Genomic DNA, 15674 nt, shown 5'->3' on the forward strand with positions numbered 1-15674 from the left:
ACTTCAGTTTCAACTTTGGCTCGTTGTCCCCCCGATGTCAACAACGTGCCCCGCAGGAAAGTGGACGGACACCGATGGCACGGAACACCGCGCGTCGATCAGGCGCGACGCTGGTCCTCGTCCTCTCCCTGTTGTCCACCGTGACCGCGCTGCTGCAGACGATGGCCGTGCCGGTCCTGGGCAAGATGAGCCGCGACCTCGAGGTCTCCACCACCGCGATCGGCTGGGTCGTCACCATCAACCTGCTGGCCGCGGCCGTGCTGACCCCGGTCCTGAGCAAGTCCGGCGACCTGCACGGCCGGCGTCGCCTCGTGCTCGTCGTCGTGGGCGCGGTCGCTGTCGGATCGCTGCTCGCCGCCGTGACGTCGTCGTACTGGATCCTGCTCGTGGCCCGCGCGATGCAGGGCGCGTCGTTCTGCCTGTTCCCCCTGTCGGTCGGCCTCCTGCGTGAGCACCTCCCGATGCGCCGCCTGCCCCTCGGGCTCTCGTTCCTGACCGGCGCGATCAGCGTCGGCGCCGGCGCCGGCCTCGTGCTCACGGGCGTCCTCACCCATGGGGACCGCGACTATCGCAACATCTTCTGGTTCACGATGACGGTCGCGCTGGTCCTGTTCGTCACGTCGGTGGTCGTCATCCCCAAGGACCGCCCGCACGGCGCCGGACGCGTGGACTGGCTCGGCGGCTTCCTCCTCGGCGTCGCCCTCGTGCTGGTGCTGCTGGCCATGACGCAGGGCAACGATTGGGGCTGGACCAGCGTCGCCACCACGGCGACGCTCGCGGGCTCGGTGGTGACCTTCGTCGTGTGGCTCGCGGTCGAGAACCGCGTGGCCGAGCCGCTCGTCCCGGTGGCGATGCTGCGCGACCGCACCCTGGCGTCGGCCAACGCCATCGGCTTCTTCATCGGCTTCGGGATGTTCCTGATCTTCCTGAGCCTCACGGCGCTCGTGCAGGTCCCGGAGAGCCACGGGCACGGATTCTCGGCGTCCGTCCTGGAGACGAGCCTGGTGTACCTGCTGCCCGCCGCCAGCATCGGCATCGTCGCCTCACCCCTCGGCGGCATGTGGGTGACCCGCTTCGGAGGCCGCGCCACCCTGCTCGTCGCCTCGGCCGTGGGCCTGATCGGCTACCTCCAGCTGTTCGCGTTCCACGACCAGGCGTGGCAGGTCATCCTCGGCGGTGTCATCACGAACTTCGCCTTCAGCATGGGCTTCGCCGCCGTCCCGGCCGTCGTCACCTCGGTCGTGCGCCCCGAGGAGACCGCCCTGGCCAACGCGATGGCCTCGATCATGAGGTCGGGCGGCAGCGCGCTGGGCAGTGCGCTCGTCGTCGCCCTGATCGCGAGCCACCTGATGCCCGACGACCACCCCGCCGAGTCGGTGTTCGCCATCGTGTTCGCGATCGGCGCCGTGACCATGGTGCTCAGCATCGTCATCACCCTCGTCGGCATCCCCCGTCGCGAGGTGGCCGGGCCCCGCGCGTCGGAGCCGGCGCGGGACGACGCCGCTCGCGACCTGACGCCCTGAGCCACACGACGAAGGGCCCCTGACGACGTGTCGTCAGGGGCCCTTCGCGTGCAACCTCAGGTGGAGGGCGCCGAGATCTTCAGCGCGTTGGCCCACAGCTGCGTGAGCGAGTCGACCATCTCCTCGATCGTCCAGTCCTCGCCGAGCACGAACCGCGAGTACGCCGCGCGGGCGACCATGCCGGACAGGAAGAACGACGCCAGCACCGGATCGACGTCCTTGGTGGCGATGCCCTGGTCCTGCAGCTGCTTGATGCTCTTGGCGTTGCGCTCGACGAACGCCTCACCGCGCTTGCGGCGCAGGTCGCGGAAGTTGTCGTCGATGTTCGCGACCTGCTCCATGAGCCGCATGAACGGCGCGTAGCGCTGGTAGGACTCGAGGTAGGCGCGGTTGGCCTCGCGGATGAGAGCGACGGGATCGTCCCCCCCGGTGACCGCCCGGACGTCGGGGTGCAGCATCTCCTTCTCGACCTCGGCCTGCACGGCGGAGAAGATCTCCTCCTTGCTGTCGAAGTACGTGTAGAAGGAGCCGGCCGAGATGCCCGCCTCCGTCGTGATGTCCACGAGCCGTGCGTCGAGGAACCCGTCGCGCTCGAACACGACGCGCGCGGCGTCGATGAGGTTGGCGCGCGTGCGCAGCCCACGAGGGGTCGTGGGCAGCTCGCGCGACGGCGCCTCGCCGGAGAAACCGGCGGAGCGCCGATGGCGCGTCGTACTCTCTGCGGAGCTGCTCATTCCGTCATCCTAGAGGAATCTGAGGTCGAGTTCGGCTTTGTTACTGCTTGGTCACGAAGGTTCTACTCCGCTTCCACGAGCCGCCCGAGGGACTCGGCCACCGCGACCGGCTTCTCCGAGCCCTCGCGCTCGAAGACCTGCCGCGCGCGCAGCTGGACACCGCCGGGCACGTGATCGATCGAGATGACCTCGGTCGTCATGCGCACGCGCGAGCCGATCGGCAGCGGCGCGGGGAACCGCACCTTCTCGTAGCCGTAGTTGAGGCTGTGGGCGAACGCCTCGAACGAGATGAGCGAGTAGGAGAACGCCGGTCCGAGCGACAGGCTGTAGAGGCCGTGCGCGATGGTCGTGCCGAGCGGGCTCTGCGCGGCGCGGTCGGGATCGACGTGGATCCACTGGTGGTCGCCCGTCACGTCGGCGAAGGCGTTGACGCTCTCCTGCGTGACCTCGTGCCAGTCGGTCGGGCCGATCGTCTTGCCGACGAGGGCCTCGAGGTCGGCGACGTTCTGGGGGCGGACGGGCAGTTGCGTGATGTCGGTCAAAGTTCTGTCCTTCGTGGGTTGGGGTGGGAAATCGGGGGTCAGCGTCCGCGCCAGACGGGCGCGCGGCGCTCGGCGAACGCGGTGGCGCCCTCGCGGGCGTCCTCGGAGGTGCTGACGCGCATGGCGATGGGCTCCTGCTGCTTCCAGCCCTCGGCCATGCCCCAGTCGGCCGCGTTCTCGAGGACGTACTTGGAGCCCTCGAGGGCCAGCGGGGCGTTGTCGACCAGCTGCTTCGCCAGCTCGAGGGCCACGTCGAGGGCCTGACCGGGCTCGGCGACGCGGTTGACCAGGCCGACCTGGTACAGCCGCTCGACCGGGAGGTGGTCTCCGGTCAGCGCGATCTCCGCGGCCACGTGGTACGGGATCCGCTGCGCGAGGCGCAGCAGACCGCCACCGGCGGCGATGAGGGAGCGCTTGACCTCGGGCAGGCCGAGCTTGGCGTCGGAAGCGGCCACGATCAGGTCGCACGCCAGCGCCATCTCCAGGCCGCCGGCGACGGCGAAGCCCTCGATCGCGGCGATGAGCGGGGTCTTGGGACCGCGCGTGGCGAACCCGCCGAAGCCGCGGTCCTCGAATGCCGGGAAGTCACCCTCGAGGAAGGCCTTGAGGTCCATGCCGGCGCTGAAGCCACGGCCCTCGCCGCGAATGATGCCGACCACCAGCGCCGGATCGGCGTCGAGCTCGTCGAGCACCGCCGCCATCTCGCGGGCCACCTGTCCGTTGACCGCGTTGCGGGCGTCGGGACGGTTCAGGGTGATCAGCAGGGCCCGGCCGTCCAGGACCTTCTCGCTGAGTACGACTGACATGAATCTCCTTGTGCTGGTCGCCGGTGGCACCGGCGGTGGATCGGAATGTGAGGAGGTGGGCGCCCCGTGCTGCGCGGGCGCCCACCGATCTCACTCGACCGCGCGGATGCTCCGCAGGTCGACGGTGCGGTACGTCGCGTTGAACGTGAGTCCGTCGGCGAAGTAGTTGGCGATGGGCCACAGCAGCGGCACGAGGTTCGTCTGCTCGAGCAGCGCGGCCTCGGCCTTGCCCCAGTTCTCGCAGCGCTCATCGCCCAGCGAGCCGGTGGCGAGCGCCGAGTACTTGTCGAAGTCGTCGTTGCGGGTCCGGCCGAAGTTGTACGAGCCGCCCTCACCGAGGTTCGAGCTCATCTTCGTCACGAGCGGGTACGGGTGGGGCGCCGCGCTCAGGTACGGGAACACGATGACGTCCCAGTCGCCCTCGTCGCCGTAGACGATGGCGCCGGCCTGGGCCTGCGTGCCGTTCGTGACCTTGACGTCGATGCCGACCTTGCGTAGGGCGTCCGCGACGTAGTCCGGGCCGGAGTTCTGCACGTCGTAGCCGAGCAGGCGCACCGTCAGCTTCTTGCCGCCGGGACCGTAGCCCGCGGCCTCGAGGTCGGCCTTGGCCTGGTCCTCGTCGAACTTCAGGCCGATGTCGCCGTTGGCTTCGGTGTAGCAGTCCATGTTCGGGGTGATGACCGTGTTCACCGGCTCGCCGACGCCGAAGGACGCGGCCTTCGTGTACGCGGCCGCGTCGATCGCCTGGGCGACGACCCGGCGCAGGCGCTCGTCGGACATGGGCGCCTCGGGACGCTGGTTGAACGTCAGCGAGTCGGCCTCGAAGGCCTTGCCCTGGATGAGCTCGTGGTTGCCCTCGAGTCGCTCCGAGTCGCGGCCCAGGATGCCCGCGATGTCGGTCTCGCCGGTCTCGAAGAGGTTGGCGCGCGTCGCGTCGTTCGTGATGACGCGGAACGTGATCTTCGCCGGGACGCTCTTGGGGTCCTCGAGCGCGGGCGATCCCCACGCCTCGAGCTCGTAGGTGTCGCCGCGCTTGAGCGAGGTGACCTTGTAGGGGCCCGAGCCCTGCGGGGCCGTGGCGAGCGCCTCGGTGTCCTCCAGGCCCTTCGGGCAGATCACGAAGGCGGTCGACATGCTGTCGAGCAGGTCCGAGTGGGGGTCGTTGACCTCGACCGAGACGGTCCGTGCGGCGTCGTCCGCGACGATCTCCTTCACGCCGCCGGCACCGAAGAGGCGGCCCGTGTAGATGGAGCCCGTCTTCGGATCGGCGAGGCGCTTCATCGAGTTCGCGATGTCGGTGGCAGTGAGGTCCGTGCCGTCGCTGCACTTCAGGCCCTCACGGAAGGTCATGTCGATCTTCGTCGTGGTGACCTCCCAGTCCGTGGCCATGGCGGGGACGTACTCGCCCGTCTTCATGTCGCGGCGGACGGGGGTGTCGTAGAGCGCCTCGTACATCTGCACCGAGCCCTGGTCGGCGGCGGTGAGGAACGGGTCGAAGGTGTCCACGTCGTTGCGCAGGTCCATCACGACGCTGTCGGGCGCCTGTCCCGCGACACGGTCGCCGCCCTCGTCGGAGCCTCCGCAGGCAGCGAGGATCGAGGTCGCCAGCGCGAGCGCGCCGGCGAGGCCGACCGTGCGGCGCCACGGACGGGTTCGGGGAGAGTTCATCGGTCATCCTTCGTCGAGGGGCCTGAATCCGAATTCAGTTTCTTGAGACGAGTGTGACCGAGGTCACGACAAATATCAATACTGAACTCAGTTTCATTTACACCGAAGGCCGGCCCCGCCGGGTGAGGGAACCCAGGAGGACCGGCCGCTCGCGGCGTGGAGGCTCAGCCCTTCACGCGGATCGTCCGCAGATCGGTGGTGCGGTAGCCCGTCTCGAAGGTCAGGTCCTTCGAGAAGTAGTTGGCGATCGGCCACATCATCGGCACGACGTCGGCACGCTCGAGCAGGGCCGCCTCGGCCTTGCTCCAGTTCTCGCACCGCTCGTCACCGGTGGTCGCGGGTGCCAGCGCGGCGTACTTGTCGAACTCGGCGTTCTTGATGCGACCGAAGTTGTACGAGCCGCCCTCGCCGAGGTTCGAGCTCATCTTCGTCACGGCCGGGTACAGGTGCGGCGCCGGGGCGTTCATCGGGAAGACCAGCAGGTCCCACTCCCCCGAGTCGCCGTAGACGATGCCCGCGGCCTGGGCCAGCGTGCCGTTGGTGATCTCGACCTTCATGCCGATCTCGCGCAGCGCGTCGGCGACGTACTCCGGGCCGGAGTTCTGCAGGTCGTAGCCCAGCAGGCGCACCGTGAGCTCCTTGCCGCCGGCTCCGTAGCCCGCGGCCTCGAGGTCGGCCTTGGCCTGGTCCTTGTCGAACTTGGGCTTCAGGTCGCCGTTGCTCTCGACGTAGCAGTCCATGTTGGGCGTGGCGAGCGTGTCGATCGCCTCGCCGACGTCGAACGACGCGGCCTTCGTGTAGGACTCGGCGTCGAGCGCCTGCGCCACGACGCGACGCAGGGTCTCGTCGGCGAACGGCGCACCGTCGCGCTGGTTGAACACGACCGAGTCGGACTGGAACGCCTTGCCCTGGACGGGCTCCACGGTCGCCTCGAGGCGCTTGGAGTCACGCCCCACCACGCTCACGATGTCGGCGCCGTCGGTGTCGACGAGGTTCGCGCGGGTGGAGTCGGACGTCACGACGCGGTAGGTGAGCTTCGCCGGCACGCTCTTCGGGTCCTCGAGGGCGGGCGAGCCCCAGTCCTCGAGCTCGTACGTGTCGCCACGCTTCATCGAGGTGACCTTGTAGGGGCCCGAGCCCTGCGGGGCCGTGGCGAGCGCCTCGGTGTCCTCCAGGCCCTTCGGGCACACGATGAAGGCCGTGGCCATGCTGTCGATCAGGTCCGAGTGCGGCTCGTTGACCTCGACCGAGACGGTGTTGGCGGCATCGTCGCCGACGATCTCCTTCACGCCGCCGGCGCCGAAGAAGCGGCCCGTGTAGATCGAGCCCGTCTTCGGGTCGGCCAGGCGCTTGAGCGAGTTGGCGATGTCGGTCGGCTTGAGGTCCGTCCCGTCGCTGCACTTCAGGCCCGTCTTGAGCTCGAAGTCGATCTTCGTGGGGGTGGCCTCCCACTTCGTGGCCATCGCGGGCTCGTACTCGCCCGTCTTCCAGTTGCGGCGCACGAGCGTGTCGTAGAGCGCCTCGTACATCTGGACCGCGCCCTGCTCGGCGGCGGTCAGCATCGGATCGAAGGTGTCGACGTCGTTGCGCAGCACCAGCGTCGCCTCGTCGGGCGCCTCGCCGGAGGTGCCGGCGGACGACGACGAGTCGCTGCCACACGCGGTCAGGACGGAGACGGCCAGGGCGACGACGGCTGCCGACCCCAGGCCGCGACGCAGCGCGGACCGACGATCCGCGCGGCTTCGGTGGTTCAACTTCATGCTCGACCTCTCACATACTCAGGGGATGCCGGCGGGGGGCACGGCACCTGACCATCGTATATGAACTTGGTTTCATGTTTACTTCAGGGGGGTGGCTCAGGTCACAGGCCCGCGGCCCGCGCCTCGAGGTCGGCCCGCTGCATCAGGGCGTCGATCAGCTCGGGCGAGATCTTCCCGGTCACCGCGGTGTTGCGCGGGTCGTCGATCGAGCGGCGCAGCACGCCCTCGGCGATGATCGCGATCTTCCACAGCCCCAGCACGTACCAGAAGCCGATGGCCGACACGTCGCGACCGGTGGCCCGCGCGTACTCGTCCACGAGCTCGGCACGGGTCGGGAATCCCGGCAGGGTCGGACCCTGGAAGCCGGTGACGATCTCGTCGTCGGCCTGCGGCCAGTACGCCAGCAGGCCGCCCAGGTCGGCCAGCGGGTCGCCCAGGGTCGACAGCTCCCAGTCCAGCACCGCGGTCACGCGCCCCGCCCGGGGGTCGGTGATGACGTTCATCAGGTGGAAGTCCCCGTGCACCAGGGCCAGCCCTTGATCCTTCGGGACGTTGGCCGTGAGCCGCGCGGCCAGGTCGTCCACGATGGGCAGGTCACGCGTGCGCGACTGCTCCCACTGGCGGTGCCAGCGGCGCAGCTGTCGCTCCGCGTAGGGCGAGTGGCTCGCGAGGTCGACCAGTCCGGCCTTCTCCAGGTCGACGGCGTGCACCTCGCCCAGCGTGGACGCGAGGGACAGGCCGATGTCGCGGCGCGTCCCCTCGGGAACGGACTCCACCGCCTCGATCGTGTCGAGCACCCGCCCGTCGACGAAGTCCATCAGCATGAGCGGCGCGTCGGTGACCGCGGGATCCTTCGTGAAGCCGTGGATCGTCGGCACCGGCACGCCCGTGCCCTGGAGCCCGGACATGATCCGGTGCTCCCGTTCCACGTCGTGGGCCGACGCGAGCAGCTTGCCCAGCGGCGGACGGCGCATGATCCAGCGGTGGTCGGCGGCGTCGGTCACCAGGAACGTCAGGTTCGACTGCCCGGCGCCCACGCGCTCGAAGTCCAGCGGGCCCTCGGCCTCGATGCCGAGGGTCTCGATCCACCGGGAGATGGGCTCGGTCGCGATCAGCTGCGTCACGAGACGCTCCTCTCCCGGGTGACCTTCACGCCCTGATCCAGGACGGTGCCGCGGTCCAGCTGGCGCTTGAGGATCTTGCCCGTCGAGCCCTTCGGCAGCTCGCGGACCTCCTGGTAGATGCGCGGCACCTTGTAGCCGGCGAGGCGCTCCTCCAGCCAGGCGCGCAGCTGCGCGGTGTCGACCTCACGGCCGGGATGCGTCGCGAAGACGGCCGCGACCTCCTCCCCCAGCCGGTCGTCGGGCACGCCGATCACGGCGACCTCCCGCAGGTCGGGGTGCGTGTAGAGGACCTCTTCGATCTCGCGCGGGTAGACGTTGTAGCCGCCGCGGATGACCAGGTCCTTCTTCCGGTCGAGGATCCAGATGTCGCCGTCCTCGTCCTGCTTGCCGATGTCGCCGGTGAGGAACCACTCGCCGCGCATGACCTCGGCCGTGGCCTCGGGCCGGCGCCAGTAGCCCTTCATGATGACGGGGCCCGCGAGCGCGACCTCGCCCCGCTCGCCCGGCGCCACGGGGTTGCCCTCGGGATCGACGACGCACGCCTTCATCTGCGAGAGAGCCGGTCCGACCGAGCCCTCCTTGCGGCGGACGCTGAGCTTGGCCGACGTGCCGGCGCCCGTGGTCTCGCTGAGGCCGTAGCCGTCCAGCACGCGGCAGCCGAAGCGCTCGCGGAACGCGTCGGCGACGGCCAGCGGGAGCGCGGCGCCTCCGGAGAGGGCGTGAGTCAGGCTCGCGAGGTCGTCGCGCGAGAGCTCGACGTCAGCGTGGAGCATCGCGTTCCACATCGTCGGGACGCCCGCCAGCACCGTCAGCTGGTGCGCGGCGGCCATCCTCAGCAGCGCCTCGCCGCTGAAGGGACGCAGCAGCGACAGGCTCGCGCCGACGTGGAACGTCGCCATCATCACGCAGACCTGCCCGAAGACGTGGAAGAGCGGCAGCGCCGTCCCGACCCGGTCCGAGCTGTCGCTGCCGAGCGTGCCCGAGACGATCTCGGCACAGGCCGCGAGGTTGCCGTGCGTGAGCTCGGCACCCTTGGGCTTGCCCGTGGTGCCCGACGTGTAGAGCAGGACGGCGGTGTCGTCCGTCTCCCTCGCGCGGGGCAGGTCCAGGTCGGCGCCCGGCCCCATTTCGATGTCACCGGCCTCCAAGGTCCACAGCTCGACGCCGGTGGCCTCGGCGGCCCGCCGGGCGACCTCGGCCGTCTCGTGCCACGCGATCGCGAGCGAGCACTCGGCGTCGGTGAGGAAGTACTCCAGCTCGACGGCGGTCGACGCGGAGTTCACCGTCACGCCGACCGCACCCACGGCGAGGATCGCCTGGTGGACGACGGCGAACTCCTGGGAGGTCGGCGCCACGAGCAGCACCCGGTCACCGGGCTGCACCTCGGCGCGCACCAGGCGGTCGGCCCAGGCGGTCGCGAGGTCGCGCACCTGCGCGTAGGTCCAGGACTGGTCGCCCACGCGCAGCGCGATGCTGTCCGGAGCGTTCCGGGCGTGGTCCCACAGGCGATCGACGGCGTTCATGTCATGGCTCCTCTCGCTCCGGCAGGAGCGATCGACGGGGTGGAGGGATCAGTGCGCGGCGACGGGCTCGTGGCGTGCACGCCAGCGGCTCCCGCCCAGCGTCGGCACGGCCGACAGCAACGCCTTCGTGTACTCCTGCTGCGGCGAATCGAACACGGCATCGGCCGTGCCCGCCTCGACCATCTCGCCGTGCCGCATCACGTAGACGTGATCGGCCAGGTAGCGGATCACCGACAGGTCGTGCGAGATGTAGAGCATCGAGACGTCGAGCTCACGCTGCAGCTGGCGCAGCAGGTTGAGGATGCGTGCCTGCACCGAGACGTCGAGCGACGCGGTGACCTCGTCGAGGATCATCAGCGACGGCTCGAGGGCCAGGGCACGGGCGATCGACACGCGCTGCAGCTGACCACCCGAGAGCTGGTGGGGGTAGCGGCGCATGGCGGCCTTCGGCACGCCCACCTTGTCCAGCAGGTCCAGTGCCGTCACGGCGCACGACTGCGAGGTGATCCGCTTGCCGGTGGCGACGCTGACGGCCTCCTGCACGGCCATGGCGATCTCCATGCGCGGGTTGAGCGAGGCGTGCGGGTCCTGGAACACCAGCTGGGCCTTGCCGCGCAGGAGGCGCAGCGCCTTGCCCTTCGGGTTGGTCACGTCGGCGCCGTCGAGCAGGATCCGGCCCTTGGTCACCGGCGTCAGGCCGATCGCGGCGCGCGCGATGGACGACTTGCCCGAGCCGGACTCGCCGACCAGGCCCACGGTCGAGCCCGTGGGGACGGTCAGGTTGATGCCCTTGACCGCCGTGAACGGGGGCGGGCCCGGGTAGGTGACTTCGACGTTCTCCAGCTCAAGCATGGTTCATCTCCCGTTCGACGTCGAACTGCCCGTCCTCGATCGTCACGAGGTCCTCGGTGCGGTCGGTGTTGAGGTCCGGGACCGCGCGAATCAGTCCCTGCGTGTAGGGGTGGTCGGGCCCCGAGAGCAGCTTCGCCGTGGTGAGGTCCTCCACGATCTCGCCGCGGAACATCACGATGATCCGGTCGCACACCTCCGACAGCAGGGAGATGTTGTGCGAGATCAGCAGCACGGCGCTGCCCTTGCGGTCGTTGAGGTCGCACAGCAGCTGCATGACCTGGGCCTGCACCGTCACGTCGAGTGCGGTGGTCGGCTCGTCGGCCAGGATCAGGCTCGGCTCGCCCATCAGGCCCATCGCGATCATCGTGCGCTGGCGCATGCCGCCGGAGAGCTCGTGCGGGTACTGCTTGAGCCGCTTGGCGGGCTCGGTGATGTGCACGTCCTCGAGGCTGCGGATGGCCAGGTCGCGGGCCTCCTTCTTCGACAGGCCCTTGTGCTCGCGCACGGTCTCGATCATCTGCGCCCCGATCTTGCGGGCGGGGTTGAGCGAGGACATGGGGTCCTGGAAGACCATGGCCAGGTCCGTGCCGAGCACGGTCCGCAGCTCGCGGTCCGAGCCGTTCACGAGGTCATGGCCGTCGTAGTCGACCCGGTCCGCGGTCATGCTCAGGCCCTTGGGCAGCAGCCGCGACACGGCCAGCGAGGTGAGGGTCTTGCCGCTTCCGGACTCCCCCACGATGCCGACGATCTCGCCGCGCTTGAGCGAGAAGGAGACGTTGCGCACCAGCGGCGGGACGTCGTCGCGGCCCTCGATGGTGATCGAGAGATTGCGCACGTCGAGCAAGGTGTCGTCGTTCATGGGCGTCCCTTCCTGGTCTCGGTCTCCATGCCGGGGTCGAGGGTGATCTCGGGCTCGATCGCGGCTGACGCCGCGCCGGAGCGCCGGAACTTCGAGCGGAACAGGCTGGGCCGCTCGTTCCACAGCACGGGGTTGACCGCGCGGGCCAAGGCGTCACCGAAGAGGTTGACCGCGAGGCCGGTGATGAGGATCAGCACCGCGGGCACGAGCGCCGCGTACGGGTTGAGGTAGAAGTTCTTGACGCCGTCGGTGAGCATCTGGCCCCAGTCGAACTGCGGCGACTGGATGCCCAGTCCCAGGAAGCTCAGCGAGGACATCGCCATGATCCCCTCGGCGACGGTCGTGAAGGTCACGATCACGAGGCTGTCGGCCACGTTGCGCCCGACGTACCGGGTGCCGATGCCCGACCGGCTGACGCCCACGACCTGGGCGGCGGACATGTAGTCGCGCACCATGACCGAGTCGACGAGGCTGTAGGTGAAGCGGGCGAAGTGCGGCGTGAACGCCACGCCGATGGCCAGCACGGCACCCTTGGCGCCGACGCCGACGATCGCGACGACCACGACGGCCAGCAGGATGTCGCCGAAGCCCATCATCGTGTCGATGACGGTGGCGCCGACCCTGCGGACACGAGGCCCGCCGGCGGCGATCAGACCGCCGATGAGCCCGCCGACCACCATCGCGAACAGCACGGCGGCCGACGCGTAGAGGATCGAGAGCCGGGTCGCGGCCAGCGTGCGGGTGAAGATGTCGCGGCCCAGGGCGTCGGTGCCGAAGCGGAACTCCGCGGACGGTCCCTCGCTCGAGCGGGCCATGTCGCTGACGACGGCCTGCTCGCCGAAGCCGTTCGGGCCCATGATCACCAGGACCGTCAGGCCGAGCAGGATGAGGCCGGAGATGATGCCGGTCGGCGTCGCGAGGAACGCCTTGAACATCTGCTTGGCGCTGCTCTCGCGCTTGTGCTGCTTCATCGGCCCGCCTCCATGGTCCGGGGATCGACGATCCCGAGGATGATGTCCACCAGCGCGTTGACCACGACCACCGCGAAGCCGAGCACCAGGACGATGCCCTGCACGACCGGGTAGTCGCCGACGAGGACGCTGTGGACGAGGGTGGTGCCCAGGCCCAGCCGGGCGAAGACCTGCTCGACGATGACCGCGCCACCGAGCAGGCTGGCGAACGTCACGCCGCCCATCGCCAGCATCGTGGTGATCGAGTTGGGGAACACGTGCGCGAGGTAGAGCTTGCGCGTCGGCAGCCGCTTGCTGCGTGCGGTGCGGACGTACGGCGACTCCAGCACCTCCAGCGTGCGGACGCGGACGAGTCGGGCGATCGAGGCCGCCGGCCGGATCGCGATGGCGATCGCCGGCAGCACGGCCGCGTTGAGCGACCCGGAGCCCGCGACCGGGAAGATCTGCCACGTCACGGCGAAGAAGAACGCCAGGAACGTCGCGATCAGGTACTGCGGGATCGAGGCCATCGCACCGGTCGAGCCACTGAAGATGACCTCGAACGCGCGGTGACCGTTGCGGGTCATCACGGCGCCGATGATGCCCATCGGCAGGCCGACCAGCAGGATGATCGCCATGCCGAAGACGGCCAGCTGGGCGGTGGGCCCGATCTTCTGGGCGATCTCGTCGGTGACCGGCTGGCTCGTCGCGAAGGACGTGCCCATGTCACCGCGGAGGAGCCCGCCGACGTAGTCGAGGAACTGCTGGTACATGGGCTGGTCGAGGCCGAGGCGCTCACGAGCGACCTGCACGGCCTGCTCGTCCGCGTCCATGCCGGCCACGAGCCGGGCGGGATCGCCCGGGGCCAGGTGCATCATCAGGAACGTGAGGGTGGTGATCGCCACCAGCACGAAGGCGAGCCGGACGAGCCGGGACACCAGGAACCGACGCCATTTCATGTCACATCGTCTCCATCAGCATTGGTCGATCTCCTGGGAGGGTTCGGGGGGGGTTCTGGGGGTGCGAACGGGTTGCGCGGGCAGGCCTATGCCGTCCGTCACACCCTAATTCATAGTTGAAACCAAGTTCAGTTCACGGGGTGTAGGTACCGCCCCGGCGGCTGGCGCCAGGTGGCTGGGAACAGGGAAAGCGTCCCCAGCCACCCGTTGCCGGTTCAGGCGCGAGCGTCCCGCTCGTTCGTGCGGCGGCGCAGCTCGACGCGGGCGAGGGTGCGCTTGTGGACCTCGTCGGGGCCGTCGGCGATCCGCAGGGTGCGCTGGTGGGCGTAGAACGAGGCGAGCGGGAAGTCGTCGGTGACGCCACCGCCGCCGTGGACCTGGATCGCCCGGTCGATGATCTTCAGCGCGATCTCGGGCGCCTTGACCTTGATCGCGGCGATCTCCACCCGGGCCTTCTGGTTGCCGACGGTGTCCATCAGCCACGCCGTCTTGAGCACCAGCAGGCGGGTCGCCTCGATCTCGATGCGGGCCTCGGCGATCCAGTCCTGGATGTTCGACCGGTCCGCGACCGGCTGACCGAACGTGGTCCGCGACTGAGCGCGGTCGATCATCAGGTCCAACGCCCGCTCGGCCATGCCGATCGAGCGCATGCAGTGATGGATCCGGCCCGGACCCAGACGGGCCTGGCTGATCATGAAGCCATCGCCCTCACCGGCCAGCAGCGCCGTCTTGGGAACCCGGACGTCCTCGAACAGGATCTCCGCGTGGCCCTCACGGTCCAGGTAGCCGAACACCGGCAGACCCCGCACCACGGTCACGCCCGGGGTGTCGATCGGGACGACCATCATCGACTGCTGACGGTGCGTCTCGGCCTCGAGGTTGGTCTTGCCCATCACGATCAGGACCTTGCAGTTCGCGTGCAGCGCGTTCGACGCGAACCACTTGCGGCCGTTGAGGACGTACTCGTCGCCGTCGGGAACCATCCGCAGCTCGACATTCGTCGCGTCCGAGCTCGCCACGGCCGGCTCGGTCATGCAGAACGCCGACGCCATCTCACCGGCGAGCAGCGGCTTGAGGTACTTCTCCTTGTGCTCGGCGGTGCCGAACAGCTGCAGCACCTCCATGTTCCCGGTGTCCGGAGCGTTGCAGTTGATCGCCTCCGGAGCCAGGTACGGGCTACGACCCGTGATCTCCGCCAACGGCGCGTACTCGAGGTTGCTGAGGCCGGGCGAGCCCCACTCCTCGTTCTTGTGCGGGTGGAACAGGTTCCACAGACCCAGCGAACGCGCCGTCTTCTTCAGGTCCTCCAGCACCGGCGGGTGGAAGTTCGGGTTGCCCGACTCGGCCATCTGCTGGTGGTACACGGCCTCGGCCGGGTAGACGTGCTCGTCCATGAAGGCGAGTAACCGCTCCTGGTACTCCTTGGCGGTGTCGGAGAGTTCGAAATGCATGGGTCAGCTCCTTGCTGGTCGCGTCGGTGTCGACGAGGTGGAATCAGGCGGGTGAGGGGATCAGGCGAGGGAGGCTTGGTAGCGGCGCATGCCGGCGAGCCAGCGGTCGATGTCGCCGGACTTGCGCGACTGGAACACCTTCACCTCGGGGTGCGGCAGGATGAGGAACTCCTCGGCCTCCATGGCCCGGAGCACGATCGCGGCCACCTCGTCGGCCTCGAGCACGCCACCGGCGTCGGTGACGGCCTGCGCGGCACGGCGCTGCGTCTCGTTGGTGATGGGCGCGCCGCCGGTGAGCATGTCGGTGTTGACGCCCATGGGGCACAGGCAGCTGACGGCGACACCCTGGTCGCCGTAGGTGATCGAGAGCCACTCGGCGAAGGCCACCGCGCCGTGCTTGGAGACCGAGTAGGTCGCCGAGCCGATCTGCGTGAGCAGCCCGGCCGCCGAGGCGGTCGAGACGAAGTAGCCCTGGCCGCGCTCGACCCAGCCGGGGACGAGCAGGCGGGCGGCGCGCACGTGCGCCATGACGTTGACCTGATGGGCGAGGTCCCAGTCCTCCTCGGAGGCCTCCAGGTCCACTCCCCCGCCGACTCCGGCGTTGGCGAAGTAGACGTCGACCGGGCCGAAGGACTCCTCGGCGGCCGCGATGAGCTTCTCGATCTGGTCGGTGCGGGACACGTCGCCGGCGATCGCCACGGCCGAGCCGGGCGTGGCCTCGTTGAGGCGGGCGGCCACGGACTCGACGCCGTCGGCCTTCAGGTCCGCGAGGACGACGCGCGCGCCGCCTGCGACCAGCGCGTCGGCCAGGGCGGCGCCGATGCCGCCACCGGCTCCGGTGACGACGGCGACCTTGCCGTTGATGTCCATGCTGTTCCTCCGAGTCGCGTGACGTGGTTCACAGTGCACCGTCATCATAATCT

General features: G+C 69.3%; 14 protein-coding genes. 1 reads left to right on the plus strand and 13 read right to left on the minus strand.

Annotated elements, in window-relative coordinates; translation table 11 throughout:
- Positions 1-74: 74 nt before the first annotated feature.
- Complete coding sequence (locus B5D60_RS04705) at positions 75-1523, plus strand: MFS transporter (protein WP_078699076.1); 1449 nt, start codon at positions 75-77, stop codon at positions 1521-1523.
- A gap of 56 nt (positions 1524-1579) precedes the next feature.
- Here the strand turns inward: B5D60_RS04705 and B5D60_RS04710 are convergent, their stop codons facing one another.
- The 13 genes from B5D60_RS04710 to B5D60_RS04770 all read right to left on the minus strand — a co-directional run bounded on the left by B5D60_RS04710 (position 1580) and on the right by B5D60_RS04770 (position 15621).
- The gene (locus tag B5D60_RS04710; RefSeq protein ID WP_078699077.1) at positions 1580-2257 is read right to left on the minus strand and encodes a TetR/AcrR family transcriptional regulator; all 678 of its coding nucleotides are present in this window, start codon (positions 2255-2257) and stop codon (positions 1580-1582) included.
- A gap of 62 nt (positions 2258-2319) precedes the next feature.
- Positions 2320-2799, minus strand: coding sequence for a MaoC family dehydratase (locus tag B5D60_RS04715; RefSeq protein WP_078699078.1), 480 nt, complete (start codon positions 2797-2799; stop codon positions 2320-2322).
- A 38-nt stretch (positions 2800-2837) separates the two neighbouring features.
- Entirely contained in the window at positions 2838-3605 is a 768-nt protein-coding gene (locus B5D60_RS04720; protein WP_078699079.1) for a crotonase/enoyl-CoA hydratase family protein, read from the minus strand.
- Positions 3606-3695: 90 nt separating this feature from the next.
- A complete protein-coding gene (locus tag B5D60_RS04725; RefSeq protein ID WP_078699080.1) occupies positions 3696-5273 on the minus strand; it encodes an ABC transporter substrate-binding protein in 1578 nt (525 codons plus the stop codon).
- Positions 5274-5437: 164 nt separating this feature from the next.
- On the minus strand, positions 5438-7033 hold the full coding sequence (locus tag B5D60_RS04730) for an ABC transporter substrate-binding protein (protein ID WP_078699081.1): 1596 nt from the start codon (positions 7031-7033) through the stop codon (positions 5438-5440).
- 101 nt (positions 7034-7134) lie between these two features.
- A complete protein-coding gene (locus tag B5D60_RS04735) occupies positions 7135-8157 on the minus strand; it encodes a phosphotransferase family protein (protein ID WP_078699082.1) in 1023 nt (340 codons plus the stop codon).
- Entirely contained in the window at positions 8154-9680 is a 1527-nt protein-coding gene (locus tag B5D60_RS04740; RefSeq protein WP_078699083.1) for a class I adenylate-forming enzyme family protein, read from the minus strand. The genes B5D60_RS04735 and B5D60_RS04740 overlap by 4 nt, the downstream gene beginning before the upstream one ends.
- 48 nt (positions 9681-9728) lie before the next feature.
- Positions 9729-10532 (minus strand): ABC transporter ATP-binding protein, encoded by an 804-nt coding sequence (locus tag B5D60_RS04745; protein WP_078699084.1) that lies wholly within the window; start codon positions 10530-10532, stop codon positions 9729-9731.
- Positions 10525-11391, minus strand: coding sequence for an ABC transporter ATP-binding protein (locus B5D60_RS04750; protein ID WP_078699085.1), 867 nt, complete (start codon positions 11389-11391; stop codon positions 10525-10527). The genes B5D60_RS04745 and B5D60_RS04750 overlap by 8 nt, the downstream gene beginning before the upstream one ends.
- Positions 11388-12362 (minus strand): ABC transporter permease, encoded by a 975-nt coding sequence (locus B5D60_RS04755; RefSeq protein ID WP_078699086.1) that lies wholly within the window; start codon positions 12360-12362, stop codon positions 11388-11390. Before B5D60_RS04755 ends, B5D60_RS04750 begins: the two co-directional genes overlap by 4 nt.
- Positions 12359-13300 carry an ABC transporter permease gene (locus tag B5D60_RS04760; protein WP_078699087.1) on the minus strand — a complete coding sequence of 314 codons (942 nt, stop codon included), beginning with the start codon at positions 13298-13300 and terminating at the stop codon, positions 12359-12361. Before B5D60_RS04760 ends, B5D60_RS04755 begins: the two co-directional genes overlap by 4 nt.
- Positions 13301-13515: 215 nt before the next feature.
- Entirely contained in the window at positions 13516-14751 is a 1236-nt protein-coding gene (locus B5D60_RS04765) for an acyl-CoA dehydrogenase family protein (protein WP_078699088.1), read from the minus strand.
- 60 nt (positions 14752-14811) lie between these two features.
- Positions 14812-15621, minus strand: a complete 810-nt coding sequence (locus tag B5D60_RS04770) for an SDR family oxidoreductase (protein ID WP_078699089.1) — start codon at positions 15619-15621, stop codon at positions 14812-14814.
- Positions 15622-15674: the final 53 nt, after the last annotated feature.

It is taken from the genome of Aeromicrobium choanae (assembly GCF_900167475.1).
Taxonomy (GTDB): domain Bacteria; phylum Actinomycetota; class Actinomycetes; order Propionibacteriales; family Nocardioidaceae; genus Aeromicrobium; species Aeromicrobium choanae.

Excerpts from the sequence above, each read along its gene's own strand:
- B5D60_RS04770 (WP_078699089.1), bottom strand. The coding sequence starts at position 15,621 with ATGGACATCAACGGCAAGGTCGCCGTCGTCACCGGAGCCGGTGGCGGC.
- B5D60_RS04705 (WP_078699076.1), top strand. The coding sequence starts at position 75 with ATGGCACGGAACACCGCGCGTCGATCAGGCGCGACGCTGGTCCTCGTC.
- B5D60_RS04750 (WP_078699085.1), bottom strand. The coding sequence starts at position 11,391 with ATGAACGACGACACCTTGCTCGACGTGCGCAATCTCTCGATCACCATC.
- B5D60_RS04760 (WP_078699087.1), bottom strand. The coding sequence starts at position 13,300 with ATGAAATGGCGTCGGTTCCTGGTGTCCCGGCTCGTCCGGCTCGCCTTC.
- B5D60_RS04725 (WP_078699080.1), bottom strand. The coding sequence starts at position 5,273 with ATGAACTCTCCCCGAACCCGTCCGTGGCGCCGCACGGTCGGCCTCGCC.
- B5D60_RS04730 (WP_078699081.1), bottom strand. The coding sequence starts at position 7,033 with ATGAAGTTGAACCACCGAAGCCGCGCGGATCGTCGGTCCGCGCTGCGT.
- B5D60_RS04765 (WP_078699088.1), bottom strand. The coding sequence starts at position 14,751 with ATGCATTTCGAACTCTCCGACACCGCCAAGGAGTACCAGGAGCGGTTA.
- B5D60_RS04710 (WP_078699077.1), bottom strand. The coding sequence starts at position 2,257 with ATGAGCAGCTCCGCAGAGAGTACGACGCGCCATCGGCGCTCCGCCGGT.
- B5D60_RS04720 (WP_078699079.1), bottom strand. The coding sequence starts at position 3,605 with ATGTCAGTCGTACTCAGCGAGAAGGTCCTGGACGGCCGGGCCCTGCTG.
- B5D60_RS04740 (WP_078699083.1), bottom strand. The coding sequence starts at position 9,680 with ATGAACGCCGTCGATCGCCTGTGGGACCACGCCCGGAACGCTCCGGAC.
- B5D60_RS04745 (WP_078699084.1), bottom strand. The coding sequence starts at position 10,532 with ATGCTTGAGCTGGAGAACGTCGAAGTCACCTACCCGGGCCCGCCCCCG.
- B5D60_RS04755 (WP_078699086.1), bottom strand. The coding sequence starts at position 12,362 with ATGAAGCAGCACAAGCGCGAGAGCAGCGCCAAGCAGATGTTCAAGGCG.